Below are 26,876 nucleotides of genomic sequence, written 5' to 3' on the forward strand. Positions count from 1 at the left end.
ACCCTCACCCGCCTAGGTAGTGAAGGCCTCGCTACCCGACGACCACTCTTTTGGGTTAGGTTCCCCCTCATGAAGCTGCGCTGGGGTGTCACCGCTGTCGTTTCCGCACTCGCCGCCGTCCTGCTGCCCGGTGTCGCCAACGCCGCGCCCACGTCCTCGGCGTCCCTGCCGATCGTGCGCTGCGAGTTCACGCCGACGCCGGAAAACCCCGCGGCCCGCCCGGTGCTGCGTCCGCTCCCCTTCGCGTTCACGCGTGGCACCGTCGACGTCACCTTCCGCTTCAACTACGGCCCGGTGACTGTGCGCTTGAACCGTGCCGGCGCCGCTCCGTGCGCCGTCCACAACCTGGCGAGCCTGGCGCTGCAGCGCTTCTACGACCACAGCCAGTGCTGGCGCCTGACGAACTCCGCGCGCCTCGGCGTCCTGCAGTGCGGCGACATCTACGAAGCCGAGAAGGGCGGCCCGGGCTACAAGTTCGCGGACGAGGTCGACGGCACCGAGACCTACGAGCGTGGCACGATCGCCATGGGCAACCAGGGCCCGGGGACCAACGGCAGCGAGTTCTTCATCGTGCACTCGTTCGCGAACATCCCGAAGAACTACTCGGTGATGGGCAAGGTCGTGCGGGGCATGGAGGTGCTGGACCGGATCGTGGCAAACGGGATCATCCCGACAGATCCGAACGGGCCTGCGGACGGGCTGCCCGCGAAGCCGGTGAAGATCCAGAAGGCGACCGTCGGTTTCTGAGTGCACGGGCCGGAAGATTCCACGGCATCGATCGATGCCGTATCAGCCGAATTGCAGGTCGCCGATCCCGGCCGACCACGATCAGGAGTCCATTTCTCTCAGCCATGCCTCGAAATCCAGTCGACCATGAAGATAGGTGTCGACACCAGTCTTGAGGTCGGCGCCTCCCAAATGGTCAAGAGCAGTCCAGACGTGCGACACATCCGCATACTCGGCAGCGCCTTCTCGAATTCGCGCCATCGCCCAATCGGCAGCCTGTTCTCGTGAAATCTCGGACTTGACCAAACCCACCAGCATCGACCTCACCTCGTCGAATACACCGCGCACGCGACCACCTTTATTCCCAAAGTTACCGAATCCAGGATTCGAGCCCTGAATCGAAGTCAGGCCACCAACTCACTTGTCAGTCCAGCTCAGACAGATTCCTGCGAGAGGCTGAATCCGGCGACCTCGCTCCGTCGAACCATGCCCCACACCGGATCCCGCATCACCGACGCGAGCCAATCCGCGAAGGAGGTACCGTCGCTACGGAACCACCACACCGCACGGCTCCCGAGTGACCGCAGCCGAGCGTCCGGCCGACAATGAAAAGCGAACTTGACCTGGGAGTACTCTTGATGCTCACCGTCGGCATCGACGATCTCCATCTGCCGTACGAACCCGACAGAGAACACCGGCTCGGAAAACCAGTTCACTTCGCAATACTCGAAGAGAAAACCGTCGGTATCACTGCCACATCACTGCCATCGGGAACGTCGAACTCAACGGACTCGAAGGCACGGATGGCAGTCATGACCTCGTCGACGGTCGGCGGTTCAGGACGCGAACCTCGCGCCCCGAGTAGGTCTCGCGCGACGACGATCGCGTAGTCGATGGGGTGTTTCTCCCCGCCGCAGTGCAGAGATCGCGCGCACAGCGCGAGAGCGAAAGAACCGAAATCCTCTCCCAGCTTCTCCGGAGGCTGATCGACATGGGCCCACACCAGGACCGGGTACTCACCCGAGCCGTCCGGCCGCGAGGAATCGAGGACGACCGCCCCGCCCATGCCGTCGAACATCACCACGATCAACTCGGGAGGCATTCCGTGATCTCGGCGCATGTCCAAGGTCACGGATACAGAGCCGAGCAACTTCGTGCCGCACGCAGGAGTCCGGTACACACCGAGGAACTCCTCCCCCGCGATGTCCCAGGTGCCGAATTCCTCGATCAAGCGACGATACGAGGGCGGGAACTTGACGCCCAGTGCCCCTTCCGCGGCACTGATCATAGCTTCGCCGCACGGGCTGGAGTGGTTCGAAATGTCTTCGTTCGAGCGCACCAGTTCGATCAGCCGCTCACTCGCTTCGACGCTCATTCGATGACCTGGCCTTCCAATTCGGCCAGGACAGCGCCCAGGAATCGATGGAGATCCGGCGCGACGGTGGTGACTCCCGTCTGATCCGCGTCATAGGTGTCGGCCACGAACGCGCCTCCACGAAGCCGGTACACACCACGGCCACTCGCGCTGAGGGCGAACAGCGCGCCTCCCCCGTCCGATCCGAAAACGACGATCGAGTCTTCTGTGGCACCGCCGAGCAGGGTGGGCATCGTTCCCCTCAATCCGGTGAGCACATGCCGGGCCGAATGCACGAAGGTGCCGACTCCGAGATCCGGCAACGACACTTCTTTTACGACGGCATAGAAATCCAAGAGCTCCGTCGCACAGCCAAGCTCAGCGAGCAGCCGGAGATCATCTCGATCATCACCCGCCAAGCGCACTTGGTTTTCCCCCGGCGGATAGCCGAACCTCGCCTCGAACCTTCGCTCGAACTCGGCGCACAGAGAGGACATCCGCATGACCCAGGAGCGCAAGTCCAGACCGCGTTCATCGAAGTTCATGACGTTCAAGCCTCACGACTTCAAACACTGCACCAGTCTCGCGGGCTCCCGTTCGCCCCGAACGCACCATCTTGAGCATGAGTTCACCGGACTCGTTCACGCGCTGCTTGAGCCTGCCACTTTCGTCCACCACCGGACCGCCATGGACGACACCGGCCGCGATGACGATCACCAGCGACAGAAGCTCGTCGAGTTCCACCCCGCGAGAGTGAGCCGCCGCGAAGACCGACCATCGCCCCGGGATCTCGGCGTACTCCGGGCCCATGACCATGACCTGCGCGCTCATCGACGCACCACGCTTCGTAGTCGGTCGCCACCGTCTATCCGCTTTCAGCCAATGTCGGAGCAGCAAAACGCTTCAGCTGGAAAATCTCCAACAGTCACCCTTCGTGTTGCTGACCGCCGTGCACAGTGAAAACACACAGCCCCCTCACAGGAACCAGCATTTCACCCTTTAGAGTGACTCATCCTTGCCGGTTAGACAGCCGGTGACATTTCTGGGGGTCCAGTGATGATGACTCACGAGCAGTATCTTGCGACGAAGAGATTTCCGGCCCTCGACGGGCTGCGCGCGATCGCCGCGCTCCTCGTGGTGGTGTTCCACTACGGAGGACCGTCGTGGGCCATGGCCAACGGGTGGATCGGTGTCCACCTGTTCTTCGTCCTCTCCGGCTTTTTGATCACCACCCTGGCCCTCCGTGAAGAGGACCGAAACGGCAGGATCTCGCTCGCCGACTTCTATATCCGTCGTGCGTTTCGCATTCTGCCCGTGTATTTCGCGGTTTTGGGCATCATCGTGGTGTTCACGTATCTGCGCGGCCAGTACACCTCCAGCGGGCTCTCCGGAGCGATGCCGTACTTCCTGACCTTCACGAACGAGTTCGCCCACAATGCGCCCTTCGGTCAGTCGTGGACCTTGGGGGTCGAGCAGAAGTTCTACCTCGTCTGGCCGTTCCTGGCCTTCGGCATCGCCGCGCTGAGCTTCCCGAAACGCCTGGGCCTGGCGATCGGCCTGATCGCGCTGATGATCGCGCTGATCCCGGTGATGCCGTACGCCGGCGCCTACTCGCCCATCATCATCGGCTGCGCGCTGGCCATCGGCCTGCACTACCGGAAGGGCTTCGCCGTCCTTCGCGTCTTCACTCACCCCTTCGCCAGCTTCGTCCTGCTCGCGGCTCTCATCGTGCTCCAGATCCACGTGACCGACATCGAAGCCTTCTTCCAGGACGGTGGCACGGTCGGCGGCACGACGTACGCGGTGCTGGTCGCGCTGTTCATCACCTCGCTGATCCCGCGGGGCCCGATCGCCTGGCTCTTCTCGACGCCTCCGATGCGCTTCATCGGGGAACGCTCGTACTCGGTGTACCTCCTGCAAGGGGTGGCCGCGACGGTGGTCGGGTTGTCGATTCCGCAGCTGGGCGCGCACCGGACGCTGACCGCGGTCGCCGTGACCGTCGTCGCCCTCATCGTTTCCGACGTCCTCTACCGCTGGGTGGAGGTACCGATGATCGACGTCGGCCGCAAGGTGGTCGGCCGGCGCAAGGCCCGATCGGACGCACGGCGCAATCCCACCCCGTCCGATCCCACGATCCGGGAACCCGAACCCGCTCTGGCCAGTGGCTGAGCAATTCTGGCGAAGCGCCCTTGTGTGGGTCCGGTAAGCTCGTCCGCAAGGTCGAGAGGCGCTGCAACGGACCACGGGGTCCGCCACGCTCGGCCCCGGACTTCATCGCAAGGGCGCCTCCCACCACATGGGAGGAGCGCTGGATGGAAACGACCGCCCTGCGAAAGCTGCTTGATGAGCGCATCGTCGTGCTCGACGGCGCGTGGGGGTCGATGCTCCAGAACGCCGGCCTCAAGCCTGAGGATTACCGCACCGAGCGGTTCCAGGATCACCCCCGCGACATCACCGGCGACCCCGACCTGCTGAACATCACCCGGCCGGACGTCGTCCTCGACATCCACCGCCAGTATCTCGAGGCCGGCGCGGACATCACGACCACGAACACGTTCACCGCCACCACTATCGGCCAGGCGGACTACGGGCTCGAGGATCTCGCGTACGAGATGAACCTCCGCGGCGCCCAGATCGCGCGCCAGGCGGCGGACGCGGCGGGCGGGAAGTTCGTCGCCGGGTCCGTCGGGCCGCTGAACGTCACGTTGTCGCTGTCGCCCAAGGTCGAGGACCCGGCGTTCCGCGCGGTGACCTTCGACGAGGTGTACGCCGCGTATGCCGACCAGATCAAGGCGCTCGCCGAGGGCGGCGTCGATCTGCTGCTGATCGAGACGATCTTCGACACCCTCAACTGCAAGGCCGCGATCTCCGCCGCGCGTGACGTCGCGCCGCATCTGCCGCTGTGGATCTCGGTCACGATCGTCGACCTGAGCGGCCGGACGCTGTCCGGGCAGACGGTCGAGGCGTTCTGGAGTTCCATCGAGCACGCGGATCCGTTGCTGGTCGGCGTCAACTGTTCGCTGGGCGCCGAGGAGATGCGCCCGCACATCGCCGAACTGTCCCGCCTCGCGGGCACCTACACCGCTTGCCACCCCAACGCGGGTCTGCCGAACGCCTTCGGTGGCTACGACCAGACGCCCGAGGAGACCGGCGGGCTGCTGGGCGACTTCGCCACGGCCGGGATGGTCAACGTCGTCGGCGGCTGCTGCGGCACGACTCCCGCGCACATCAAGGAGATCGCCGACGCGGTGCGCGGGATGGCGCCGCGGGCCGTCCCCGAGCCGCGGGCGAACACCCGGTTCAGCGGGCTCGAACCGTTCGAGATCGGCAAGGACACCGGGTTCGTCATGATCGGCGAGCGGACCAACGTGACCGGGTCCGCCAAGTTCCGCAAGCTGATCGAGGCCGACGACCACCAGGCCGCCGTCGACGTCGCGCTGGAGCAGGTCCGCGGCGGGGCGAACCTGCTGGACGTCAACATGGACGCCGACCTGCTCGACAGCGAACAGGCGATGACCACGTTCCTCAACCTCATCGCCACCGAACCCGAGGTCGCCCGGCTGCCGATCATGATCGACAGCTCGCGCTGGACGGTGCTCGAGGCCGGGCTGAAATGCGTGCAGGGCAAGGGTGTCGTCAACTCCATCAGCCTCAAGGAAGGCGAGGAGCAGTTCCTCCAGCAGGCCCGGCGCATCCGCGACTACGGCGCGGGCGTGGTCGTGATGGCCTTCGACGAGCAGGGCCAGGCCGACACCGCCGATCGCAAGGTCGCCATCTGCGGCCGCGCCTACGACCTGCTCACGCAGAAGGCCGGTTTCGCCCCCGAGGACATCATCTTCGACCCGAACGTGCTCGCGGTCGCGACCGGGATCTCCGAGCACAACGGGTACGCCAAGGCGTTCATCGACGCGCTGCCCCGGATCAAGGAACGCTGCCCCGGGGTGCACATCAGCGGCGGTATCTCGAACCTGTCGTTCTCCTTCCGCGGCAACAACGTCGTGCGCGAGGCGATGCACTCGGCCTTCCTCCTGCACGCGGTGCGGGCCGGGCTGGACATGGGCATCGTCAACGCCGGGCAGCTCGCGGTCTACGAGGACATCCCCAAGGATCTGCTGGAGCTGGTCGAGGACGTGCTCTTCGACCGCCGCGAGGACGCCACCGACAGGCTGGTCACGTTCGCGGAAACGGTCAACGGCAAGGGAACCCAGCGCGTCGTCGACCTGTCCTGGCGCGACAAGCCGGTCGCGGAGCGGCTCAGCCACGCGCTGGTGCACGGCATCGTCGACTTCATCGAGGAGGACACCGAGGAGGCGCGGCAACTGCTGCCGAAGCCGCTCGAGGTCATCGAAGGTCCCTTGATGGACGGCATGAAGATCGTCGGTGACCTGTTCGGCTCCGGCAAGATGTTCCTGCCGCAGGTGGTCAAGAGCGCGCGTGTGATGAAGCGATCGGTGGCCTACCTCGAACCGTTCATGGAGGCCGAGAAGGAGAAGGCACGCCTCGAAGGCCGGGTCGAAACCCGCCAGGGCAACGGAAAGGTCGTCCTGGCGACGGTCAAGGGCGACGTGCACGACATCGGCAAGAACATCGTCGGCGTGGTGCTGGGCTGCAACAACTACGAGGTGATCGACCTCGGCGTGATGGTCCAGGCTTCGGTCATCCTCGACACCGCCGTCGCCGAGGGCGCCGACGCCATCGGTCTTTCCGGCCTGATCACACCCTCGCTCGACGAGATGGTCAACGTCGCCACCGAAATGCAGCGGCGCGGGCTGAAACTGCCGCTGCTGATCGGCGGCGCGACCACGTCACGCCAGCACACCGCGGTCCGCATCGCGCCCGCGTACGAAAGCACGACGGTGCACGTCCTGGACGCCTCGCGCGTCGTGGGCGTGGTCGGTGACCTGCTCGACGCGGATCGCGCCGAGATCCTCGACAAGGCGAACCGCGAGGACCAGGAGAAGCTGCGGGAGCAGCACGCGAACAAGCAGCGGACCCCGCTGCTCACGGTCGAGCAGGCGAGGGCCAACCCGGAGAAGGTCTCGTTCGACGAGATCCCGACACCCGCCTTCACCGGTGTCCGGTACGTCTCGCCGACGCTCACCGAGCTGCGCGAGATGGTCGACTGGACCTTCCTGTTCCTGGCATGGGAACTGAAGGGCAAGTACCCGGCGATCCTCGAGAACCCGGTGGCGCGGGAGCTGTTCGACGACGCGAACACCCTGATGGACCAGATCATCGCCGAGGAGCGGTTCCAGGCCAAGGGCGCGTACGCGTTCTGGCCCGCGCATTCCGAGGGCGACGACATCATCCTGGAGTCGGGCGTCAAGTTCCCGATGCTGCGCCAGCAGACGAAGAAGCCGCTGTCCCGGCCGAACCGGTGTCTGGCGGACTACATCGCCCCGGCGGGCGCGGGCGACCACCTCGGTGGCTTCGCGGTCACCATCCTCGGTGCCGAGGACTTCGCCGCCGAGTTCGAGGCGAAGCAGGACGACTACCGCGCGATCATGGTGAAGGCGCTCGCGGACAGGCTCGCCGAAGCGTTCGCCGAGCACATCCACCTCCAGGCGCGGCGGGACTGGTTCGAGCCGGACGCCCAGCCGAAGCTGGAGGACCTGCACGCCGAGAAGTTCCGCGGCATCCGTCCCGCGCTCGGCTATCCGGCGAGCCCGGACCACAGCGAGAAGCAGGAGCTGTTCGACCTGCTCGACTCCGACCGTCTCGGGATGGCGCTCACCGAGTCCTTCGCGATGACACCGGCGGCGAGCGTCAGCGGCCTGATCTTCGCCCACCCCGATTCGCGGTACTTCACCGTCGGACGGCTGGGCAAGGACCAGGTCGAGGACTATGCCGCCCGGCGAGGTCTCGAACTGTCCACTATGGAGCAATGGCTGCGGCCGAACCTCGCCTACGAGCCCGAGTGACACAATGATCAGGTGACTGCCGAGGGCTCGGACTTCCTGCAGCTGGACATCGGGGACGCACCACCGGGGCGCCGGTCGGACTGGCTGGCGTCGCGGTTGCGGCACGCCATCTCCGACGGCCGCCTGCCGGTCGGCAGCAGGCTGCCCGCGACCAGGGCGCTGGCCGCCGACCTGCGGGTCTCGCGCGGCGTGGTCACCGAGGCCTACCAGCGGCTGGTCGAAGACGGCCACGTCGCCGGACGCGGCCGGGCGGGCACGGTGGTCGTCGCCGCGCCGGCGAGGACGAAGGAACAGACGACACCGGGGCCGCCGTCCGCGGGCACGATCTTCCAGCCCGCCCCCGGGATCGGCGTCTTCGACTCGCTGCGGTCGACCCCGGCGAGGATCGACCTGTCCCCCGGTGTGCCGGATCTGACGGCGTTCCCGAGGACGGCTTGGCTGCGCGCGGAACGCACCGTGCTCAACGACCTGTCGGCGGCGGCCTTCGGGTACGGCGATCCGCGCGGCGCGCCCGCGTTGCGGCTGGCCATCGCGCACTGGATCGCGCGCACCCGGGGCATCACGGCGGACGCCGACGACGTCCTCATCGTCGCCGGGGTCGCGCAGGGTCTCGGGCTGCTTGCCCAGGTGCTGTGCGACAACGGGATCTCCGAGATCGCCGTCGAGGATCCGAGTTCACTGGGCGCGCGGCAGCATCTGCACGACCGGCGGCTGGCGACGCCGCCGATCCGCGTCGACGACGAGGGCATCGACGTCGCCGAGCTCGTCCGGAGCGGCGCGCCCGCCGTGCTGCTCACGCCCGCGCACCAGTTCCCGACCGGCGTGGTTCTCGGCGGGGAACGCCGCCGGGAGCTCATGCGCTGGGCCGCGGACGGCGGGCTGATCATCGAGGACGACTACGACGCCGAGCACCGCTACGACCGTCCGCCGGTTCCCGCGCTGCGCTCGATGCTCGCCGAACAGGTCTGTTACGCGGGGAGCGTGTCGAAATGGCTCGCGCCCGCGCTCCGGGTGGGCTGGATGCTGGTGCCGCCGCGCTACCGGGACGAGGTGGTCGCGGCCAAACGGTTCGCCGATCTGGGCAACGCCGTCCTCCCCCAGCTGGTGCTCGCGCATCTGATGGAGTCCGGGGAGATGGAGCGGCAGCTGCGATTCGTGCGCAAACGGCACCGGCGGCGGCGGGACGCGATGATCGACGCGCTCCGGACGCATCTCCCGGACGCCGTCGTGCACGGCGCGGCGGCCGGGCTGCACCTGACGATCACCTTCGACGCCGAGTTCTCCGACCTCGACTTCGCCGCCGCCGCGCTGGAGGAGGGCGTGAAGGTGCAGCCGCTGTCGTGGCACTGCCAGCGGCCGATGAATCCGGGACTCGTCCTCGGCTACGGGGCGAGTCCGGCGAGTGACATCGCGGAGGGCATCGCCGTCCTCGGCCGGATCCGGCGCTAGTCACCTCGCGTTTCGTCCTCTGAACGCGGTGGTTCGGTGTCGAACTACCGCGTTCAGAGGACGAATTGCCGCAGGAAAGCCAGCAGTACGGCCGGGTCTTCGACGTGGGCGTTGTGGCCCAGTCCGGGAAGCTCCGCAGAAGCCGGGCTGAGGGCGCGAAGCTGGTCCACACTGGTCATCGGGTCGTGTGTCCCGGCGGCGAGAGCGACCGGGCAACGCGCCGCACCGAGCAGGCCGGGCATGTCGGGCGCGCCGACGGCGAACGCGCGAGGGTCCAGGGTCAGCCGCCACCCGCCTTCGGTTTCGACGATGCCGTCGGGGTCCGCTTCGGCCAGCCCGGTCAGGCCGGAGATCTTGAGAAACGCTCGTTCGGCGTCCTCACGGGTCAGGAACACCCTGGGCGGTTTCGCCGCCATGTCGGCGGCCTTGGCGAGATCGGACTCGCTCCATTCGACCTTGACCCCGATCGCGAGCATCCCGTCGATCCGGAGCCCGAACCAGCCACTGGCCAGCGCGAGCCCGACCACTCCGCCCAGGGAGTGACCGATCACCAGCAGCGGACCGCGTTCCGGTAGCGCGTCGGCGACCGCCCCGGCGAGGCTTCCGAAGGAATAGTGCGCCAACCGCGGTGAGGCGCCGTGCCCTGGCAGATCGGGTGCCAGCCAGCGGTAGCCGGGCTGCAGCATCAGGCCGTCCCAGACCGCGCCCGTCGCGCCGAGGCCGTGCAGCAGCAGCACGGCGGGTCCGTCGGTTCCGGCGGTGCGCATCTTCAGCGTTTCCACCGGACGGATCTTTCCGTAGTCCCCCGCTGGCGGGCTAGTGTCGGAGCGTGATCACCGATCCGGACACCTACACCCGGGGCGTTCCGTATGAGCACCTCGCGGCGCTGCGCCGGGAGTCGCCGGTCGTGCGGGTGGACGATTTCTGGGCCGTACTGCGGCATGCGGACGTCAAGTACGTGCTGCGGAACCCGCGGCTGTTCTCCTCGTATCTCGGCGGGACGCAGATCCGGGAGCCGGCGACCGAACAGGACCTGGGGTACGTCCGCCGGATGATGCTCAACATGGATCCGCCCGAACACGCGCGGCTGCGGGGCCTGCTCACCAAGGCGTTCACGCCACGCGCGGTCGGCAGGCTGACCGAACGGATCCACGGCTGGGCGAGGGAGCTGATCGGGCGCGTCGCCGGGGACGGCCGCTGCGATTTCGCCGCCGTGGCGGCCGATCTCCCCCTGCTGACGCTCGCCGAGGTCTTCGGGATCCCCGAACAGGACCGGCGGCTGATGTACGACTGGAGCAATCGCGTGATCGGCTACCAGGACGCCGACTACGCGGTGAGCGCGACCGTCGACGCGGCCGAGGTCACCGATCTCGCGCGGGCGGCGCTGGCGGTGCGGCCGGTTCCAGGGCCGGACGGCGCGATGCCCGATCCCCGCACCCGCGCCGGGATGCCGGATCTCTACGCGTACGCCACCGCGCTCGGCGAGTACAAGCGGCGGAATCCCGGCGACGACGTGATGAGCAACCTGATGGGCCACGTCGGCGAAGACCGGGTTTCGCTAGCCGAGTTCGAGAATCTGTTCTGGCTGTTCTCCGTGGCGGGCAACGAAACCCTGCGCAACGGCATCCCCGGCGGGATGCTGGCGCTGCTGTCGCATCCGGATCAGTACCGGCGGCTGCTGGCCGACCCTTCGCTGCTTCCCGGTGCGGTGGAAGAGATGTTGCGCTGGTGGACGCCGGTCATGCACTTCCGCCGGACCGCGACCGAAGACCTCCGGCTGTCCGATGTGGACATCAGCGCGGGCGACAAGGTCGTCGTCTGGTTCTCCGCCGCGAATCGCGACCAGTCCGTCTTCGAGGACCCGGACCGCTTCGACGTCGGCCGCACACCCAACGATCACCTGACGTTCGGGCACGGCCCGCATTTCTGCCTCGGCGCCCAGCTCGCCAGGGTGCAGCTGCGCGCGATGTTCGAAGCGGTACTGGACCTGCTCGGCGAGGTCGAACCCGCCGGTGATCCGGTGCGGTTGCGGTCGAACTTCCAGAACGGGCTGAAATCCCTGCCGATCCGCTGGTAGCGATGAGCCCCTTCCCGCGCCCCCGAGCGCGGGAAGGGGCCGATCACTCCTCGATCATTCGGCCGCGGCGAACTCCGGTTCGGCGACGGCGGAGCGGGCTTCGGCCTTGCGCAGGCCGATGACCCCGGACAGCGCCACCAGGACGCTGATCACGGCGATGCCGGTGACGACCGTCAGCGCGGGCGCCAGGCCGTTGAGGAGCGCGGCCGGACCGGTGGCGCCACCCGCGTTCCCGGTGAGGACCGCGGTCACCACGGCGAGGCCGATCGCGCCGCCGACCTGGATCGACGTGTTCAGCAGACCGCCGGCGAGACCCTGCTCGTCATCGGAGATGCCGTTGGTCGCCTGGATGTTCAGCGAGGAGAACGCCAGCATGAAGCCGATACCCAGCAGGATCATGCTCGGCAGCACCGAACCGGCGTAGCTGGAGCTCTCGTCGATCCGCAGGAACAGCGCGTAGCCGATGACATGGGCGACGACGCCGGCGAGGATCGTGCGCGGGGTGCCGAGGCGGTCGATCAGCGGCTCGATCCTGGGTGAACCGAAGGCCACGATCAGCGCGGCCGGCAGGAATCCGAGCGCTGTCTGCAGCGCGGACCAGCCCAGCACGGTCTGCAGGTACAGCATGACCACGAACTGGAAACCGATGTAGGCGCCGAAGAACGTCGCGCCACCGAGGTTGGCGCGGGCCAGCGGGCCCGAGCGCAGGATGCCGAGGCGGAGCAGCGGGTGTTTGCTGCGCTTCTCGATGAACACGAAGGTGACCAGCAGGGCGAGCGCGAGAGCGAACGAGATCAGCGTCCGCGGCGCGGCCCAGCCGATTTCCGGCGCCTCGACCACGGCGAAGACCAGCAGGAGCGAACCGGCGGCACCGGTGATCGCACCGGGGAAGTCATAGCCGCCACCGGTCTGCGGCTGGTAGGACGGGATCAGCTTGATCGCGGCGGCCAACGCGGCGAGCGCGATCGGCACCGGCAGCAGGAACGTCCAGCGCCAGCCGACCTGGGTGAGCAGTCCGGAGAAGACGAGGCCCGCGGAGTAACCACTGGCACCGAACACGGCGAAGATGCTGATCGCGCGGTTACGGGCGGGGCCTTCGTGGAAGGTCGTGGTGATGATCGACAGGGCCGCCGGCGCGGTGAACGCGGCCGCGAGTCCCTTGATGAAGCGGGTGGCGATCAGCAGCGCGCCGTCGTCGACGAGGCCGCCGAGCAGGGAAGCGAGCGCGAAGACCGCGACGGCGACCAGGAAGACCCGGCGCCTGCCGAGCAGGTCGGCGGTGCGCCCGCCGAGAAGCAGCAGCCCGCCGTAGCCGAGCACGTAGGCGCTGATGATCCATTGCAAGGCACCGGTGGAGAGGCCGAGTTCGGCCTGGATGGACGGGAGGGCGACGGCGACCATCGACACGTCGAGCGCGTCGAGGCCCACGACGACGGACACAGTGAGCAGGACACCCCAGAGGCGCGCGTCCCACCTTGTCGAGCTGGTGGACAGCTGCACGGAAGAACTCATGATCCGTACACTACATGCACACGCATCTAATGCAAGTGCATTTAATGTCTTTGCATAAAATTCACGTGCATGCTATATTGGGCCGCGTGAGCGACGTCGCCGAGCAAGACCTGCTGCAGGAGTGGCACACCCTGTCCGCACGGCATGCGGCGGTCTTCGGTCTGCTCGAATGCCGCCTCCAAGAGCGTCACGGCCTCGGTGTCACCGAGTTCGAAGCACTGGAACGACTGGTGAACTGCGTCGTCGGCAAGTGCCGCGCGGCCGATCTGACCGAAGTCGTCCACCTGAGCCAGAGCGCCACGTCGCGCCTGGTCGCCCGCCTCGAACGGGAAGGGCTCGTCCAGCGCGCGCTGTGCGAGTCGGACCGGCGCGGGATCTTCGTCGTCGTGACCGACGAAGGCCGCCGTCGCTACGAAGAGGCGAAGCCGACCCATCGATCGACCCTCGAAGAGACCCTCGCCGGAGCCTGATCCGGCTCGCCCCTCACTTCTCGCCGAGTTTGACCGCGGTCAGGGTGATCACCGTGTCAGGCGATACTTTCGTCCCCGGCGCGGGATCCTGCCCGGTCTGCACCCAGTTCCGGTCCAAGACGAGCATCCGGCCCTTGCCCGTCCCGTCGACCTCGCGCAGGTTGTACAACCCCGCCGCCTGCATCGCGTCCTGCGCCGCCTGGTGATTCATCCCGGAAACGTCGGGAACCGTGATGAGCCGGGCGGCCGCCGACGTCGGCGGGCCCGCTTCGACAGGCGGCTGAACGCTCACCGAAGTCTCGGTGGCGGTCGCCGGCGCGCCGGGCCGCGGGTTCTGGGCGCCACATCCGCCGAGGCCGAGCGCGCCGACGGCGAGAAGCAGGGCGATCCGGCCGGCGGTCTTCGTCATCCCAAGCTCCAGACTTCGACGGTGAGACCAAAGAGAGTCGCGCCCACGTGGCAGAGCGTTAACAAGGACGCCACGAGCGCCTCGCTTGAGACGGTGATCGTCTCAAGCGAGGCGCTTCGGACATCTCCAGCAGAACCGATGTAAAGCATGTTTGACACGGTGTTCAAAATTCTTTACTTTGGTCCTCGTGGCACTGGAAGAGAAGCGCGCGTGGATCATGGCCGTGGTCACGCTTTGCGCCTACGCGGTCTACCTGTTCGTCGTCCTCGGCCGGGCGGGGTCCGGCCCACTCGTCGATGTCCCTTACGTGGCACCGTTGCTGTGGACGGTCGGGGCGGCCATCGTGGCCTCGATCGTGCTGAACATCGCCGCGGCGCTCGCTTCACCGCGGGACGCGGGCCGTAAGGACCAGCGAGACCGCGAGATCGGCCGGTTCGGCGAACATGTCGGGCAGTCGTTCGTCGTGATCGGCGGCATCGCGGCGCTCGTCATGGCGATGGCCGAACTGGACCACTTCTGGATCGCCAACACCGTGTACTTCGCCTTCGTCCTGTCGTCCCTGCTCGGCTCGCTCGCGAAGATCTCCGCGTACCGCCAGGGTTTCCAGGCATGGTGAAACCGACCAAGGTCACGAACTCCATCCGCGCCCTGCGGTTCGCCAGTGGCGAGATGACGCAGGCCGAACTCGCGGACCGGATCGGCGTCACGCGCCAGACGGTCATCGCCATCGAACAGGGCCGCTACTCGCCGTCCCTGGAGATGGCCTTCCAGATCGCCAGGGTGTTCGGCGTCGGGCTCGACGACGTTTTCCAGTACCCAGACTAGGAAAGAGGCCGCCATGAAGGCGATCGTCCAGAACGAGTACGGCACCACGGACATCCTCCGGCTGACCGATCTACCGCAACCCGAAGCGGGGCCGGACGGCGTGGTCGTCCAGGTACGCGCGGCAGGCGTCGATCCCGGTACCTGGCACCTCATGGAAGGGACGCCCTATCTCGTACGGTTGATGGGATTCGGCTTCCGCAGACCGAAGGCCCGCGTCCGCGGGCTCGACTTCGCCGGCGTCGTGCACGCGGTCGGCGGGAACGTGACGGAGTTCCGGGCAGGCGACGAGGTTTTCGGTACCTGCCAAGGGTCCTTCGCCGAGTACGCACTGACCACAGTGGACAAGATCGCGCGGAAACCCGGACGGCTTGGTTTCGAAGAGGCCGCGGCGGTCCCGATTTCCGCGTTCACCGCCCTTCACGCGGTTCGGGACCGGGGCGGGGTCGCGCCCCGGCAGAAGGTCCTCGTCATCGGGGCGGGCGGCGGCGTGGGCACCTACGCGGTGCAGATCGCCAAGGCGTTCGACGCGAAGGTCGACGGCGTGTGCGGCACCGGCAAGGTGGAGTTCGTCCGGTCGCTAGGCGCGGACACGGTGTTCGACTACACACGTGAGGAGTTCGGCGGCGGCTACGACCTCATCATCGACACCGCGGGGAACCGGCCGCTGAACCTGTTGCGTAAATCCCTTACCCCGCAAGGCACTCTGGTGATCGTCGGCGGCGAAAGCGGGGGGAAATGGCTCGGGCCGGTCGGCCGTAACCTGCGGGCGCTGCTCCTCGGCCCGTTCGTGAAACACCGGCTCCGCGGCCTGTTCTCCACGGAGAACCGGGACGATCTCGAGACGCTGCGCGCGCTCATCGAGGCGGGGAAGCTGAACCCGGTCGTCGACCGGACCTACTCACTGGCCGAGGTGCCGGACGCGATCCGTCACGTGAGCGAGGGACACACCCGCGGCAAGGTCGTCATCACGGTCTGACAAGAGTTCTCCCGGGCGTTCACCTCCGGCCATCTTGGGCGTGTTCGGTGTCGGAGAGCGATCCGCCGACCCCGAGGAGACCACCGATGTCCGTCAACCGCCGGGATCTGTTGCGAGGCGCCGCCACCGCCGGCGCGCTGGGACTGGCCTGGCCGTTGAGTTCACGGATGACAGTCGCGCAGGCGGAGGAGGCCGCGGCACAGCTGGGCGCGACCTGGGACGAGGCGCCGTTCACCCTCGGGGTCGCGTCCGGCGACCCCGTCCCGCACGGGGTCGCGCTCTGGACGCGGCTCGCGCCGAAACCGATGGAGTTCGAGCAGCCGCTGGCCGACACCGTCGAGGTCGGGTGGGAGGTCGCCACCGACCGCGCCTTCCGCCGCCGCGTGGCGCGCGGGACCGTGGCGGCCACCGCCGGGCTCGGGCACAGCGTGCACGTCCCGGTGTCCGGGCTGGAACCAGGTTCGCAGTATTACTACCGCTTCCAGGCACTCGGCAAGGTCAGCCGGACCGGGCGCACCCGCACCGCCCCGGTCGGCCCGGTCCGGCGGGTGCGGTTCGCTTCGGCGAACTGCCAGGCGTTCCACGACGGGTTCTACGCGGCGCACGCCGGGATCGCGCGGGAGGAGCTGGATTTCGTCGTCCACCTCGGCGACTACGTCTACGAGCACGGCCAGGTCGGCGGGAACCCGCTGCGCGACCACGAGGGCCCCGAGGTACTGACCCTGCCCGCGTACCGGCGACGGCACGCGCTCTACAAGTCCGACCCCTCGCTGCGCGACGCCCACGCGGCCCATCCGTGGTTCATCACCTGGGACGATCACGAGGTCGTCAACGACTACAGCGGTACCACTCCCGCGCTGCGGGCGCGGCGGTCGGCGGCCTACCAGGCCTGGTTCGAGCAGATGCCGGTGCGGCCGGACCACCCCACGTCGCCGAGGATCCACCGGCGGCGAAGCTGGGGCGACCTGCTCGATCTGTCCATTTTGGACCTTCGGCAGTACCGGTCGGCGCAGAACCTGCCCGACGGCACGATCCTCGGCGTGGACCAGAAAGCCTGGCTCAAGGATCAGGTGACCGGGGCCGGCGAGGCGTGGCACTGCTGGGTGAACTCGATCATGCTGAGCCAGCTGGCGAAACCGGGCGGCGACGGGTACATGTTCACCGACCAGTGGGACGGCTTCCTCGCCGAACGCAAGGAGGTGCTGACCCACGTCGCCCAGAGCGGCCTCGAAGACTTCGTGGTGATCACCGGCGACTGGCATTCCGCGTTCGTCGACGACATCCGCCCGGACTTCGACGATCCGGCGACCCCCGTGATCGGGACCGAGTTCACCGCGCATTCGGTCTCCTCCGGCGCCTACTCCCCCGAATGGAACGCCGCCAACGGGCCGAAGCTGGGCGTGGCGAACCCGCATCTCAAGTACTTCGAGGGCAACCGGTACGGCTACGACGTCTACGAGGTCACCCCGCGCCGCTGGAGCACGCAGATGCGGGTGATCGGCGACCGGCGCGACCCGCGTTCGCCGGTGAGCACGCTGACCACGTTCCACGTCGACCGCGGCAGGCCGGGGTCCTATGAGGACCGGGGCACGATCACCTCCCCGGCGCAATACCGGCGCCACTAGGCCAAAAGGGGAACGGGCGAACTCAGAAGGGGGGCGGGGGACGCTCTTATGGAGCAGCGTGGTTCACCGCACGCGTTCTCGTTTCACCTGCCCGATGAATTCACGACAATTCTTCCGTGCGGCTAATCTGAGCTTTCCATTGGGAACGATCCCCGGGAGAAAGCAATGAAGAAGAAAATCGCCGCTTTAGCCATGGCCGCCTTTTCGGCGGCCGGTTTCCTGGCCGGCCCGCCGGCCTCCGCGGCGACGGACAGCCAGTTCCCACCCTACGGCTGCGACAGCGGCCGCTATGGACTCCTCTTCGGCGAGGGCATCTCGTTGACCTGCTTTTCCCTGCCCCACCCGGCACAGACCTACCGGGTGGTCGCCCACTGCGCGTCGGGATCGTCCTATTGGTACACCGTCGGATATTGGGTCCCGCTCGGATTCGGGCCGTCGAGCGCGGAATGTCGCGGCGCACTGCTTTCGAACGCCTACGTCGCCGGATATCACGTAGACGATTTCTAATATTTCAAGGAAACAATGTTGATCTTCAACCGGCGTTTCGGCGTCCGCTCCCGCCAGGTCCCCACCGGCCCACTTCCACGGTGAGCCAGCGATGAAGGGAGAAAGCCAGTTCGACCGGCGCGTCGTACTGGATCAGGTGCCCGGCGTCCGGGATGACGTCCAGCAGGGCACCCGGAATCGCGTTCGCGAGCCGTTCCGCCCGGTCGACCGGGATCCACGTGTCGTCCGCGCCCCAGATCACCTTCACCGGCAACGCGAGTTCGGGATAGCGGTCCTGGATCTCGTCGGTGTACCGCACGTCCGCCTCGGCGATCTGCCGGTAGAAGGCTTGTTGCCCGGTGCTGTCCAGCCAAGGCCCGGTCAGCGTGGCCAGCTGCGCGGCGGTGAGACCACGATGGGAGGCCGTCCCGATATAGGACTCCAGCGCCCCTCGGTGCACCGCCGGAGGCTGCGCCTGGAACACCTCGGCGTGCTCCGCGACGAGCCGGAAGAACTCCGAGCCCCACGGCCGCAGCGCCACGACGTCCACCAGCGCGAGCGAGGCGTATTCGGCGCTGTGCAGCAGCTTCGCGCGCAGGGCTACGGCCCCGCCGTAATCATGGGAGATCACGTGCGGGGCCGTCAGTCCCCAATGTCCGAGCAGATCGGCGAAAAGCTCGCCCTGCGTCCCGAGATCGACGGCGTGACCGGGTTCTTTCGACGAGCGGCCGTACCCCGGCATGTCCCAGACGTGGACGGCGAACTCCTTGCTGAGCGCCCGCGCGAAGGACGCCCACAGTTGTGCCGACCACGGTGTCCCGTGGCACAGCACCACCGGGGCGCCTTCGCCGAGGCGTTCCCACGCCACCGAACGACCGCGCCACCGATACGTCCGCGACAACTCCAGCTCGTCGGATCCCATGATCGCGATCGTAGTGGCGCCTGATCGCTCAGTCGGGCAGGTGCAGTTCCGTATGCCGCTTGGACAGCATCTCCGCCAGCTCACGGAGTTTGACGTTCATGTTCTGCGACGTGTGCCGCAGTACTTCGAACGCCTCCGCGGCGTCGATCCCGCGCCGTGCCATCAGGATGCCCTTGGCCTGCCCGATCGCGTCCCTGCTGTCCAGCGCCTGCTGGAGCTGCTCCTCCTGGAGCTGACCGCGGGTGACCGCGTGAGTGGTCGCCAAGGCCAGCGACGCGTGCGTCGCCAGTAGCAACAGCACGTCCCGGTCTTCCCGCGCGATGCCGTGCGGGCGTCGCGAGTAGACATTCAGCGCACCCGAAAGCTGCGAACTCGAAGCATCCGGCAGCAAAGCCGTCGAGACCAGCGAGTGGAATCCGAGCGTCGCGGCGGCCGGTCCGAACCGCGGCCAGCGGGCGTCTTCGGCGAGATTGTCGCTGAACGCCGCCGCCGGTCCCGAAACGCGTGCCGCTTCGACGCAGGCACCCTCTCCGTACTGATACTGCAATTGGTCTAATTCACCGGCGATCTCGTCGGTCCCCACCGGCGTGTGGAACGCGCCGTCGGGATCGAGAAGGGTGACACTCACCAGATCCGCGCCCGGTACCAGGTCACGGGTCGCGAAGACGACTCGCTCGAGTACCGCCGCGACCGAGCCGGAATCCAGCAAGGCCCTGGTCAGCGCTACGAACTGGTTCACCAGTGGCCCGGCGGTGAGCCGGGCACCGCTTTCGGAGGTCACTGGCAGTTCGCCGTCGCCGACATCCTCGACGAATCGGTTCTTGTCCTGCTGCCAGTCGCTTTCATCGGCCAAAGCCCGCCTCTCCCACTTCTGCACATCGGCGTGATGCACCACGGGAGTCACCGGCGGGAACCGGCGCCGAGCGCGCACCATCAACCGCCGCAACCAACCCGGTTACCGGCGGATCGGCGCTAACTTCTCAACGCTCAGAACCGCTTTCGGGAGCCGACTTTAGCCGAATGCGATCGCCACGCCTACCGCGACCCACGTTCCGGGCGTCGCGGCTTCGCCTGCCTGGCGCTGAGGGCGGGGCTCGAGCCGTCCCGGACCGGATACCCCTTCGATGTTTACTCCGTCCGCAGGTTGGTACTCAGAGCCAAGTGGCCGATACCCCGGGGGTGATCATCGTGGCCTCAGTTCCGGCAGACGAGCAGCGCCGGATCGTCGCGGCGTGTTTCGCCCGTACCGGGCTCACCGTGGAAGAGCTGTGGCTGCGGTATTTCGCACTGGGCGGCGACGTAAGCGAACTCGAACTGGACGCGTTCCTGCAGGGAGTGGCGGACCTGCCGAGGGTCCAGCGGGACATGGTCGCCCACGCGGTCAACGAACGGCTCGACGAGGTCGCCGACGTGCGCCGGGCGCCCTACAGCGGCGGCATCGGTGGGGAACCCCGGCCGCGCGGCCCCTTGGCCGCGCTCGTGGGGCTCCTCCACGGGGCTCACCGGACGTCGCCGGAGCGGCTGCCGGCGATCATCGCCGCGGCGGGCCGGGCACTCGACCTCGAGATCGCCGTCTACCTCGCCGACCACGACCAGCGGCAGCTCATCCCCGTTTCGGGCGAGTCGGCGCCCGGCCGGGTCCCACTCGCCATCGAGACCAGTACGGCGGGTCAGGTCTATCAGCACGCCGACTCGATGGTGACCGACGATCCGGAGGGACCGCGGTTGTGGGCCACGCTGCTGGACGGCGACGAGCGCATGGGCGTCCTCGAAGTCGAGGCAAGCGGGGACGCCGACCTCCATGACGCCGCCCTGCGGACCCAGTGCCGGTGGCTCACGTCGCTGTCGGGCCACCTCATCGCCGCCGCGATGAGGTACGGCGACGGTCTCGACGTACTGAGGCGGCAGCGACGGCGCGCCCCCGCCGCGGAGTTGCTCTGGCACAACCTGCCGCCGCTGACCGCGGCGACGAACACCGTCGTGGTCGCGGGCGGTGTCGAGCCCGCCTACGACGTCCGCGGCGTCACCTTCGACTACGCCCTCTCCGAAACGACGGCGTTGCTGGCGATCTTCGACGCCGGGCGCGACACCGCGTCCGGTGGTCTGGTGGTCTCGGCGGCGCTGGCGGCCTACCGGTCGGCTCGCCGCGACGGGCTGGATCTGCGGGGCCAGGAATCCGCTGTCGACAAAGCACTGTCGGCGCAGTTCGGCGAAGACGTCGAGGTCCGCGGCACGCTGGCGGAACTGGACCTCGCCGACGGTGGTCTCCGCTATCTCGGAGCGGGACGGGAACCGCCGCTTGTGCTCGGCGGGCCGGAACAGACCACTTTGGACGGTGGACGCCGCCCGCCGTTCGGCACCGGGCCACCCGGTGAGATCGCGACCGCCCGGCTGCGGCCCGGCGATCTCCTCGTCCTGCACACCGATGGCCTCGCCGCCGCACGGACCGGCGACGGCGACGGCGAACGATTCGCGTTCGCCGACTGCCTGGACCACAACGCCGGGCACGTCCCGGCCGAGATCACGCGGCGCGTGCTTCAGGCGGCGAAATCCCACTGCGGCGCCGAATTCACCGAGGACGCGGGTCTGCTGGTGGCGCGCTGGTCCGGCCCCTCGTGAGTGGTGATGAGGGTTAGAACCGTCATCACCACTCACGAGGAGTCGGGCGCGGTTACGCTGGCCGGGTGGAAGCCGGGGAGTTCGTCCGTTACCGGTGTCACCCGGCGTCACCCGATCTGGGCGTCCTCCACGCCCGCTACCGCCGCCACGCCTTCGGCAGGCACGCTCACCCGACCTACGCGATCGGTGTGATCGACCACGGGTCCGAGGAACTGTCCTACGGCGAATACGCGGGCGCCGGTGACGTCGTCCTGATCAACCCCGAGACCGTCCACGCGGGACACGCGATGACCGACGAGGGGTGGGCCTACCACGTGTTCTACGTCCCGGTGGAGTTCGTACAGTCCGGCTTCTCGAAGACTCCCACCCTCACCAGGCGGATCGTGGACGATCCCTCGGCCAGGAACGCGCTCCGCACGGCGATCCGGGCGATCGACGAGGATGTCTGCACGGCGGACACGCTGCTGAGCGCGGCGCTCGCGAACGTCTTCGGCCGGTACGGCGGGCTGCCGCCGGAACGGGGTCCGGGAGTACCGGTCGCCGTCGCGGCCCGCGACATCCTCAGCGACGAACACCGCACGCCGCCAAGTCTCGGCGAACTCGCGGAGCTCCTGGGCACGAACCGGTTCGCGTTGTTGCGAGCCTTCCGGGACACCTACGGCCTCCCGCCGCACGCGTATCTGACCCAGTACCGCGTGCGGAAGGCGTGCACGCTGATCCGGCGCGGCGCCGGTCTCGCGGGGGCGGCCGCGGCCGTCGGCTTCGTCGATCAGGCGCATCTGAGCAGGCATTTCCGCAAAACGCTCGGCATCACGCCCGGTCAGTACCGCCGGGCGGTGCAAGAACGTACAAGAACGGCGGGCCGGGCACCGCTTGGCTGAGGGACATGCTCCCTCTCGAACCCTCCGACGCCGAGCTGCGCGAACTCGGGACCACCGCACTCGAGTTCGTCGCCTCCTTCGTCGCCGGGCTGCCCGGCAAGCCCGCGCACGACCCCGGCGCGTTCGCCGCCGACCTGTCCATCACCGACAACGCCAGGCCGGTGGGCGAACTGCTCGACACCGTGCGGGCGGCCGCCGCGCTCGGGGTCGAAACCGCCGGACCGCGTTATCTCGGGTACATCCCGGCAGGCGGGCTGATCACCTCGGCGATCGCCGGGCTGCTCACGTCGGCGCTGAACCGGTTCGGGACGGTCGCCGACATGGCGCCCGGCCTGGTCGCGATCGAGGAAAGCGTCCTGCGCTGGCTGTGCCGGGAATTCGGGCTTCCCCCGGGTTCGGGCGGGGTGCTGACCACCGGCGCTTCGCTGGCGACCCTCACCGCCGTCGTCGCGGCCAGGCGCACGCCGGACGGCACGCTTTACGTCAGCGAGCACACACATGTCTGCGTGGCCAAAGCCGCGGCGATCGCCGGGTTGCCCCCGGAAAGCGTCCGGATCGTCCCGGTGGACGACGACCTGCGAATGGATCCGCTCGCCGCCGCCCGCATGATCGACCAGGACCGGCGCCGGGGGCTGGTCCCCTTCCTGATCGCCGGGACCGCGGGCACCACGGACACCGGCGCGGTCGACTCGCTGGCCGAGCTCGCCGGCCTCGCCCGTCGCGAAGACCTGTGGTTCCACGTCGACGGCGCCTACGGCGGCGCTTTCCAGCTGACCGGACGGGGACGCGCTCGCTTCGCCGGGATCGAACAGGCGGACTCGATCACCCTCGATCCGCACAAGGGGCTGTTCCTCCCCTACGGAATCGGCGCGCTGCTGGTACGGGACACCGCGACGCTCGATCGCGCATACCACCGGCAGGCCGCCTACTACCAGGACCTCGGGCAACGCGAGGGACTGCCCGACTACGCCCACCGCGGGCTCGAGCTGACGAGGGACCATCGCGGGCTCCGCGTCTGGCTTCCGTTGCGGCTGCACGGAGTCCATGCCTTCAGAGAAGCACTGGACGAGAAGCTCGACCTCGCCGCTCAGGCCTATGAACAGCTTCTCCGCTTCCCCGGGCTGGAACTGCTCGGCCCGCCGCAACTGTCCACAGTGGTCTTCCGGCTGCGGGCGGGTGACGGCCCCACCGAACGGCTTTTCGACGAAATCCGCGCGCGGCGAAGGTACTTCCTCACCAGCACGAGGATCCGCGGGCGATTCTTCATCCGGCTGTGCGTGCTCAGTCACCGCACACACGCCGAGCATGTGCTCGGCGCTGTCGAAGAGATCCGATCCCTCATTTGAACGCCGACAGCCCGTCCAGCAACCTGTCGACGTCCTCGGCGCTGGTGTAGGGCGCGAGCCCCACCCGGAGCGCCGGATCCTCCAGTTTCAAGGCCGCGAAGACCTCGTAGGCGTAGAAGGATCCCGCCGGGGCGACGACCTTCCGTTCGGCGAGATGCCGTTGTGCCTCGCGTTCGCGGCCACCGAGGCTCATCAGCAGGGTCGGGGTCCGGTCGTCCGCCTTGCAGTGGACGGTGATCGCGCCGTCCAGTTCCTTTTCCAGTCTTGTCCGCAGCGAGGTTTCGTGCTCGTGCAGGGAGCCGAGCGAATTCGTCAGCCGTTCCCGCCGTGTCCCGCCCGCGCCCGGGTCGATCCCGGCGAGGAAGTCCACCGCGGCCGTCGCGCCGGAGAGGATCTCGTAAGGGAGGGTGCCGAATTCGAACCGTTCGGGCACGGTGTCGGGCGACGGCATGAGCTTGTCCGGTTCGACGGTCTCCAGCAGGGCGGGCGACGCGCCGAGCACGCCGCAGTGCGGGCCGAGGAACTTGTACGGCGAGCAGACGAAGAAGTCCGCCCCGAGCGCGGGGACGTCCACCAGCTCGTGCGCGGCGTAGTGGACGCCGTCGACGAACACCAGCGCCCCGGTGTCGTGGGCGAGATCGGCGATCCGGCGGATGGGCGGTTTGGTACCGAGGACGTTGGAAGCCGCCGTGACCGCGACCAGCCGCGTCCGCTCGGTGAGAACGAGGGAATCGAGGTCGAGTTCGGTGGTTTCGGGGTCGATGTCGAGCCAGCGGACGGTCATCCCGGCTCGCGCGGCGGCCTGGACCCAGGGCCGGACGTTGGCGTCGTGGTCGAGGCGGCTGACGACGATCTCGTCGCCCTCGCGCCAGTCTTTGGCCAGGTGGTGGGAAAAGTCGTAGGTCAGCTGAGTGGCGCTGCGGCCGTGGACGACGCCTTCGGCCGGAACGCCGAGGAAATCGGCGTACGCGGCACGGAAGCCCGCGACGGCGTTCTCGGCGTTGAGTTCGGACGGGCTGACCGTGCCCCGGTTCGACAGCGGGCCGGTCAGCGTCCCGGCGATGGCGTCGCCGACTTGCCGGGGTGTCTGGGTGCCCGCGGGTCCGTCGAAGAAGGCGGTTCCGTGGGCGAGTGACGGGAAGTGGGCCCGGAGGGCGGCGACGTCGATGGCCATGACCTCGACTCTGACATCCGGCGGTGGACCGAGTAAACGCTTCGTGGCCGGAACTTTCCCCGGCCACGAAGCGCCTCGGCTCAGTACAGCGTCAGGCGGTAGGCGCCGGACTGCGCGGTGCCGGCGAACAGGTACCGGCCGTCCGAACTGGTCGTCAGGGAGAGCACCCTGGCGTCGGGAAGGGCGCCGGGCATCGGCGACCAGGTGCGGCCGAAGTCCGTGCTGCGCAACACACCTCCCCCGGTCGAGCTGCCGGCGAACCAGACCCGGAAATCGAACGGATGCGGGAGGATCCGGCTGATCTCGCGCGGATCCTCACCGTCACGGACCCGGCGGAACGTCCGGCCGTTGTCCTCACTGAGCAGCAGACCCGCGCCACCGGCGAAGACGCGGCCGCCGCCCCAGCGGCTCACCGAGATCGAGCTGACCGGTTCGTCCGACACGTGGGTCCAGGTCTTGCCGCCGTCATCGGACCGGGAGAGGCCGTCGAAGTCCCCGCCCCAGACGCGGTCCGGGTTCCACGGATCCCCGGCGAACGCGATGAAGCCCTTGTCGGTGGGGAGCTTTTCCCAGGTCCTCCCGGCATCGATGCTCCGGTACAGCACGTAGCCGCTGGGAGCGAAGGCCGAGACGAGAAGCCGGTCCGGGTCGGCCGGATGGGCCAGGATCGTCCTCGGAAGACCTTGCAGCGTCTTCGCCGCGAACTGCCAGCTACGCCCGCCGTCGCCGCTGCGCAGCACGTCGAGCGCGAACCCGTTCCGGGTGACCTGCCAGACGACGTCCGGCCGGGCGGGCGAGACGGACAGGCGCGCGTCCTCGTGCAGCCGGTCGGTGGGATGCGACTGCCACTCCCTGGTCGCCGGGGTGACCTTGCCGCGTGGCAGCGGGGTGTTGTAGATCTCCTGCATACCGGCCGCGACGACGCTCTCGCGCAGCAGGTTCCCGCTGGTCACGAGGTCGCGAATGGATTCGCCGGGTACGCCGATCTGCCGGTAGCCGCTCTTGCCGCCGTCGGCGTACACACCCCGGTACACCGAGGAGATCAGCGTGGTGGCGGGTTTGCCCGGCACGGCCGGGAGTTCCGCCATGTCGCTGACGCCCTCGCCCGGGGCGGGCACCGGCGTGCGGGTCCAGGTACGTCCGCCGTCCGTGCTGACGTCTATGTCGTTATACGTCGCGACGTACAGCCGGCCGCCGACGAAATGCGGTTCACGCAGGGGCTGTCCGCCGGGATCGCGGCGCAGCACCGTCCAGGTCTTGCCGCCGTCGGTCGAGCCGTGCAGTTCGGGGCCGACCGTGACCACGAACCGCTTGCCGTCCGAGGCGACCTGCCCGACCTCGCCGTTGGTCCGGTAGACGAGTTCGGCCCTCGGTTCCTTGCCGCTGACCCCGCGGACCGCCCACAGGGCGTACTCCGGGTAGACCGTCGTGAAGTAGGCGTCGTCACCGACCAGGATGAGCTTGAGCCCACCGACCGGCGCTGCGTTCCCCTCCCGCGGCCAGGTCCTCGGCACGTCGTTCCAGTGCACGCCGCCGTCGGTGCTGACGCTCAGCGAATCGAGGTTCTGCACCACGACGACGCGGCCCGAGGGGTCCGTGGCCATGCCGAACGCGCCGTCGGGGTACCACTCGCGCAGGGTCTCCCAGCTCTGGCCGCGATCGCTGGTGCCCAGCAGCAGGCCGCGCCACTCCCCCTGCACGCCGGCGGGTTTGTTGCCCACCGCGAGCATCCGGTCCGGGTTCACCGGATCGGCGAAGAATCCCTGGATGGCGGTCTCCGGCGGCAGTCCCCGGCGCGCGGTCCACGAGGCGCCGCGATCGCCGGAGAGCCACAACGCCGGCGGGCTCGGCTGCATCATCGCGAGCCCGGCGGGCGATACGGCCAGCAGTCCGCCGATGCTGTTCGGTCCGACCGGTTCCCAGCCGCCGCGCGGTAGCCCGGTCGCGTTGACGTCCGAGGGCTCGGGGAGGGGGTCGGCGGTGGCCGCTGACGTGGTCCCGGTGGTCCCGAGAACCGTCAACAGCCCGAGAACGAACATGCGTTTGGTGATCGATCTCAGCTTCATGCGGAAGATCTTGGCGCAAGATCCGGCAAAGGTACAGA

Annotated in this window: 25 protein-coding genes; 14 read left to right on the plus strand and 11 right to left on the minus strand. The window is 68.2% G+C overall.

The annotated features are described in order from the left end of the window. Positions 1-69 precede the first annotated feature (69 nt). Positions 70-747 carry a peptidylprolyl isomerase gene (locus SD37_RS28725; protein ID WP_044850852.1) on the plus strand — a complete coding sequence of 226 codons (678 nt, stop codon included), beginning with the start codon at positions 70-72 and terminating at the stop codon, positions 745-747. Between the two features lie 81 nt (positions 748-828). On the opposite strand, the gene SD37_RS42175 is transcribed toward SD37_RS28725, so the two are convergent. The 4 genes from SD37_RS42175 to SD37_RS28745 form a co-directional block, all read right to left on the minus strand. Beyond that, on the minus strand, positions 829-1,074 hold the full coding sequence (locus SD37_RS42175; protein WP_201788852.1) for a hypothetical protein: 246 nt from the start codon (positions 1,072-1,074) through the stop codon (positions 829-831). 364 nt (positions 1,075-1,438) lie between these two features. Further along, positions 1,439-2,101 (minus strand): SMI1/KNR4 family protein, encoded by a 663-nt coding sequence (locus SD37_RS28735; protein WP_044850854.1) that lies wholly within the window; start codon positions 2,099-2,101, stop codon positions 1,439-1,441. Further along, positions 2,098-2,625, minus strand: a complete 528-nt coding sequence (locus SD37_RS42835; RefSeq protein WP_145926759.1) for a hypothetical protein — start codon at positions 2,623-2,625, stop codon at positions 2,098-2,100. The genes SD37_RS28735 and SD37_RS42835 overlap by 4 nt, the downstream gene beginning before the upstream one ends. Further along, positions 2,612-2,911, minus strand: coding sequence for a hypothetical protein (locus SD37_RS28745; RefSeq protein ID WP_044850855.1), 300 nt, complete (start codon positions 2,909-2,911; stop codon positions 2,612-2,614). The genes SD37_RS42835 and SD37_RS28745 overlap by 14 nt, the downstream gene beginning before the upstream one ends. Positions 2,912-3,136: 225 nt before the next feature. Between SD37_RS28745 and SD37_RS28750 the strand changes: the two genes are divergently transcribed. The 3 genes from SD37_RS28750 (at position 3,137) to pdxR (ending at position 9,450) form a co-directional block, all read left to right on the plus strand. Further along, entirely contained in the window at positions 3,137-4,249 is a 1,113-nt protein-coding gene (locus SD37_RS28750; RefSeq protein ID WP_044850856.1) for an acyltransferase family protein, read from the plus strand. A gap of 143 nt (positions 4,250-4,392) precedes the next feature. Next, positions 4,393-8,001 (plus strand): methionine synthase, encoded by a 3,609-nt coding sequence (metH, locus tag SD37_RS28755; RefSeq protein WP_044850857.1) that lies wholly within the window; start codon positions 4,393-4,395, stop codon positions 7,999-8,001. Positions 8,002-8,013: 12 nt separating this feature from the next. Then, on the plus strand, positions 8,014-9,450 hold the full coding sequence (gene pdxR / locus SD37_RS28760; RefSeq protein WP_044850858.1) for a MocR-like pyridoxine biosynthesis transcription factor PdxR: 1,437 nt from the start codon (positions 8,014-8,016) through the stop codon (positions 9,448-9,450). A gap of 53 nt (positions 9,451-9,503) precedes the next feature. Here pdxR and SD37_RS28765 read toward each other — a convergent pair whose 3' ends face one another. Beyond that, a complete protein-coding gene (locus SD37_RS28765; RefSeq protein WP_044850859.1) occupies positions 9,504-10,232 on the minus strand; it encodes an alpha/beta fold hydrolase in 729 nt (242 codons plus the stop codon). Positions 10,233-10,279: 47 nt separating this feature from the next. Here SD37_RS28765 and SD37_RS28770 point away from each other — a divergent pair, with 47 nt between their 5' ends. After that, complete coding sequence (locus tag SD37_RS28770; RefSeq protein ID WP_044850860.1) at positions 10,280-11,527, plus strand: cytochrome P450; 1,248 nt, start codon at positions 10,280-10,282, stop codon at positions 11,525-11,527. Between the two features lie 54 nt (positions 11,528-11,581). Here the strand turns inward: SD37_RS28770 and SD37_RS28775 are convergent, their stop codons facing one another. After that, positions 11,582-13,039 (minus strand): MFS transporter, encoded by a 1,458-nt coding sequence (locus SD37_RS28775; RefSeq protein WP_044850861.1) that lies wholly within the window; start codon positions 13,037-13,039, stop codon positions 11,582-11,584. Positions 13,040-13,125: 86 nt separating this feature from the next. Here SD37_RS28775 and SD37_RS28780 point away from each other — a divergent pair, with 86 nt between their 5' ends. Beyond that, the gene (locus tag SD37_RS28780) at positions 13,126-13,509 is read left to right on the plus strand and encodes a MarR family winged helix-turn-helix transcriptional regulator (protein ID WP_037303466.1); all 384 of its coding nucleotides are present in this window, start codon (positions 13,126-13,128) and stop codon (positions 13,507-13,509) included. Positions 13,510-13,522: 13 nt separating this feature from the next. Here SD37_RS28780 and SD37_RS28785 read toward each other — a convergent pair whose 3' ends face one another. Beyond that, positions 13,523-13,918 (minus strand): PASTA domain-containing protein, encoded by a 396-nt coding sequence (locus tag SD37_RS28785; protein ID WP_145926760.1) that lies wholly within the window; start codon positions 13,916-13,918, stop codon positions 13,523-13,525. A 187-nt stretch (positions 13,919-14,105) separates the two neighbouring features. Here SD37_RS28785 and SD37_RS28790 point away from each other — a divergent pair, with 187 nt between their 5' ends. From SD37_RS28790 to SD37_RS28810, 5 genes are all read left to right on the plus strand, one after another. Further along, positions 14,106-14,534 (plus strand): hypothetical protein, encoded by a 429-nt coding sequence (locus tag SD37_RS28790; RefSeq protein WP_145926761.1) that lies wholly within the window; start codon positions 14,106-14,108, stop codon positions 14,532-14,534. After that, complete coding sequence (locus SD37_RS28795; RefSeq protein WP_044850862.1) at positions 14,528-14,743, plus strand: helix-turn-helix transcriptional regulator; 216 nt, start codon at positions 14,528-14,530, stop codon at positions 14,741-14,743. The genes SD37_RS28790 and SD37_RS28795 overlap by 7 nt, the downstream gene beginning before the upstream one ends. Before the next feature lie 13 nt (positions 14,744-14,756). Continuing rightward, on the plus strand, positions 14,757-15,719 hold the full coding sequence (locus SD37_RS28800) for an NAD(P)-dependent alcohol dehydrogenase (RefSeq protein WP_044850863.1): 963 nt from the start codon (positions 14,757-14,759) through the stop codon (positions 15,717-15,719). Positions 15,720-15,805: 86 nt separating this feature from the next. Further along, a complete protein-coding gene (locus SD37_RS28805; RefSeq protein ID WP_044850864.1) occupies positions 15,806-17,344 on the plus strand; it encodes an alkaline phosphatase D family protein in 1,539 nt (512 codons plus the stop codon). 165 nt (positions 17,345-17,509) lie between these two features. Then, the gene (locus SD37_RS28810) at positions 17,510-17,851 is read left to right on the plus strand and encodes a hypothetical protein (protein ID WP_044850865.1); all 342 of its coding nucleotides are present in this window, start codon (positions 17,510-17,512) and stop codon (positions 17,849-17,851) included. Positions 17,852-17,876: 25 nt separating this feature from the next. Here SD37_RS28810 and SD37_RS28815 read toward each other — a convergent pair whose 3' ends face one another. Continuing rightward, the gene (locus SD37_RS28815) at positions 17,877-18,752 is read right to left on the minus strand and encodes an alpha/beta fold hydrolase (protein ID WP_044850866.1); all 876 of its coding nucleotides are present in this window, start codon (positions 18,750-18,752) and stop codon (positions 17,877-17,879) included. Positions 18,753-18,780: 28 nt separating this feature from the next. Continuing rightward, positions 18,781-19,605, minus strand: coding sequence for a GAF and ANTAR domain-containing protein (locus SD37_RS28820; RefSeq protein ID WP_418189790.1), 825 nt, complete (start codon positions 19,603-19,605; stop codon positions 18,781-18,783). Positions 19,606-19,940: 335 nt separating this feature from the next. Here SD37_RS28820 and SD37_RS28825 point away from each other — a divergent pair, with 335 nt between their 5' ends. From SD37_RS28825 to SD37_RS28835, 3 genes are all read left to right on the plus strand, one after another. Next, positions 19,941-21,371 (plus strand): PP2C family protein-serine/threonine phosphatase, encoded by a 1,431-nt coding sequence (locus tag SD37_RS28825; protein WP_236725139.1) that lies wholly within the window; start codon positions 19,941-19,943, stop codon positions 21,369-21,371. A 65-nt stretch (positions 21,372-21,436) separates the two neighbouring features. Next, a complete protein-coding gene (locus SD37_RS28830; protein ID WP_044850867.1) occupies positions 21,437-22,252 on the plus strand; it encodes an AraC family transcriptional regulator in 816 nt (271 codons plus the stop codon). A 5-nt stretch (positions 22,253-22,257) separates the two neighbouring features. Continuing rightward, positions 22,258-23,598: a pyridoxal phosphate-dependent decarboxylase family protein gene (locus SD37_RS28835; RefSeq protein ID WP_044850868.1), complete on the plus strand. Its 1,341-nt coding sequence runs from the start codon at positions 22,258-22,260 to the stop codon at positions 23,596-23,598. Here SD37_RS28835 and SD37_RS28840 read toward each other — a convergent pair. Further along, on the minus strand, positions 23,591-24,772 hold the full coding sequence (locus SD37_RS28840; RefSeq protein ID WP_044850869.1) for a cysteine desulfurase-like protein: 1,182 nt from the start codon (positions 24,770-24,772) through the stop codon (positions 23,591-23,593). The two genes, SD37_RS28835 and SD37_RS28840, sit on opposite strands and share 8 nt — an antisense overlap. Before the next feature lie 80 nt (positions 24,773-24,852). Beyond that, the gene (locus SD37_RS28845; RefSeq protein WP_044850870.1) at positions 24,853-26,838 is read right to left on the minus strand and encodes a beta propeller repeat protein; all 1,986 of its coding nucleotides are present in this window, start codon (positions 26,836-26,838) and stop codon (positions 24,853-24,855) included. Positions 26,839-26,876 lie beyond the last annotated feature (38 nt).

The sequence above is a fragment of the Amycolatopsis orientalis genome, assembly GCF_000943515.2.
Lineage (GTDB): Bacteria > Actinomycetota > Actinomycetes > Mycobacteriales > Pseudonocardiaceae > Amycolatopsis > Amycolatopsis orientalis.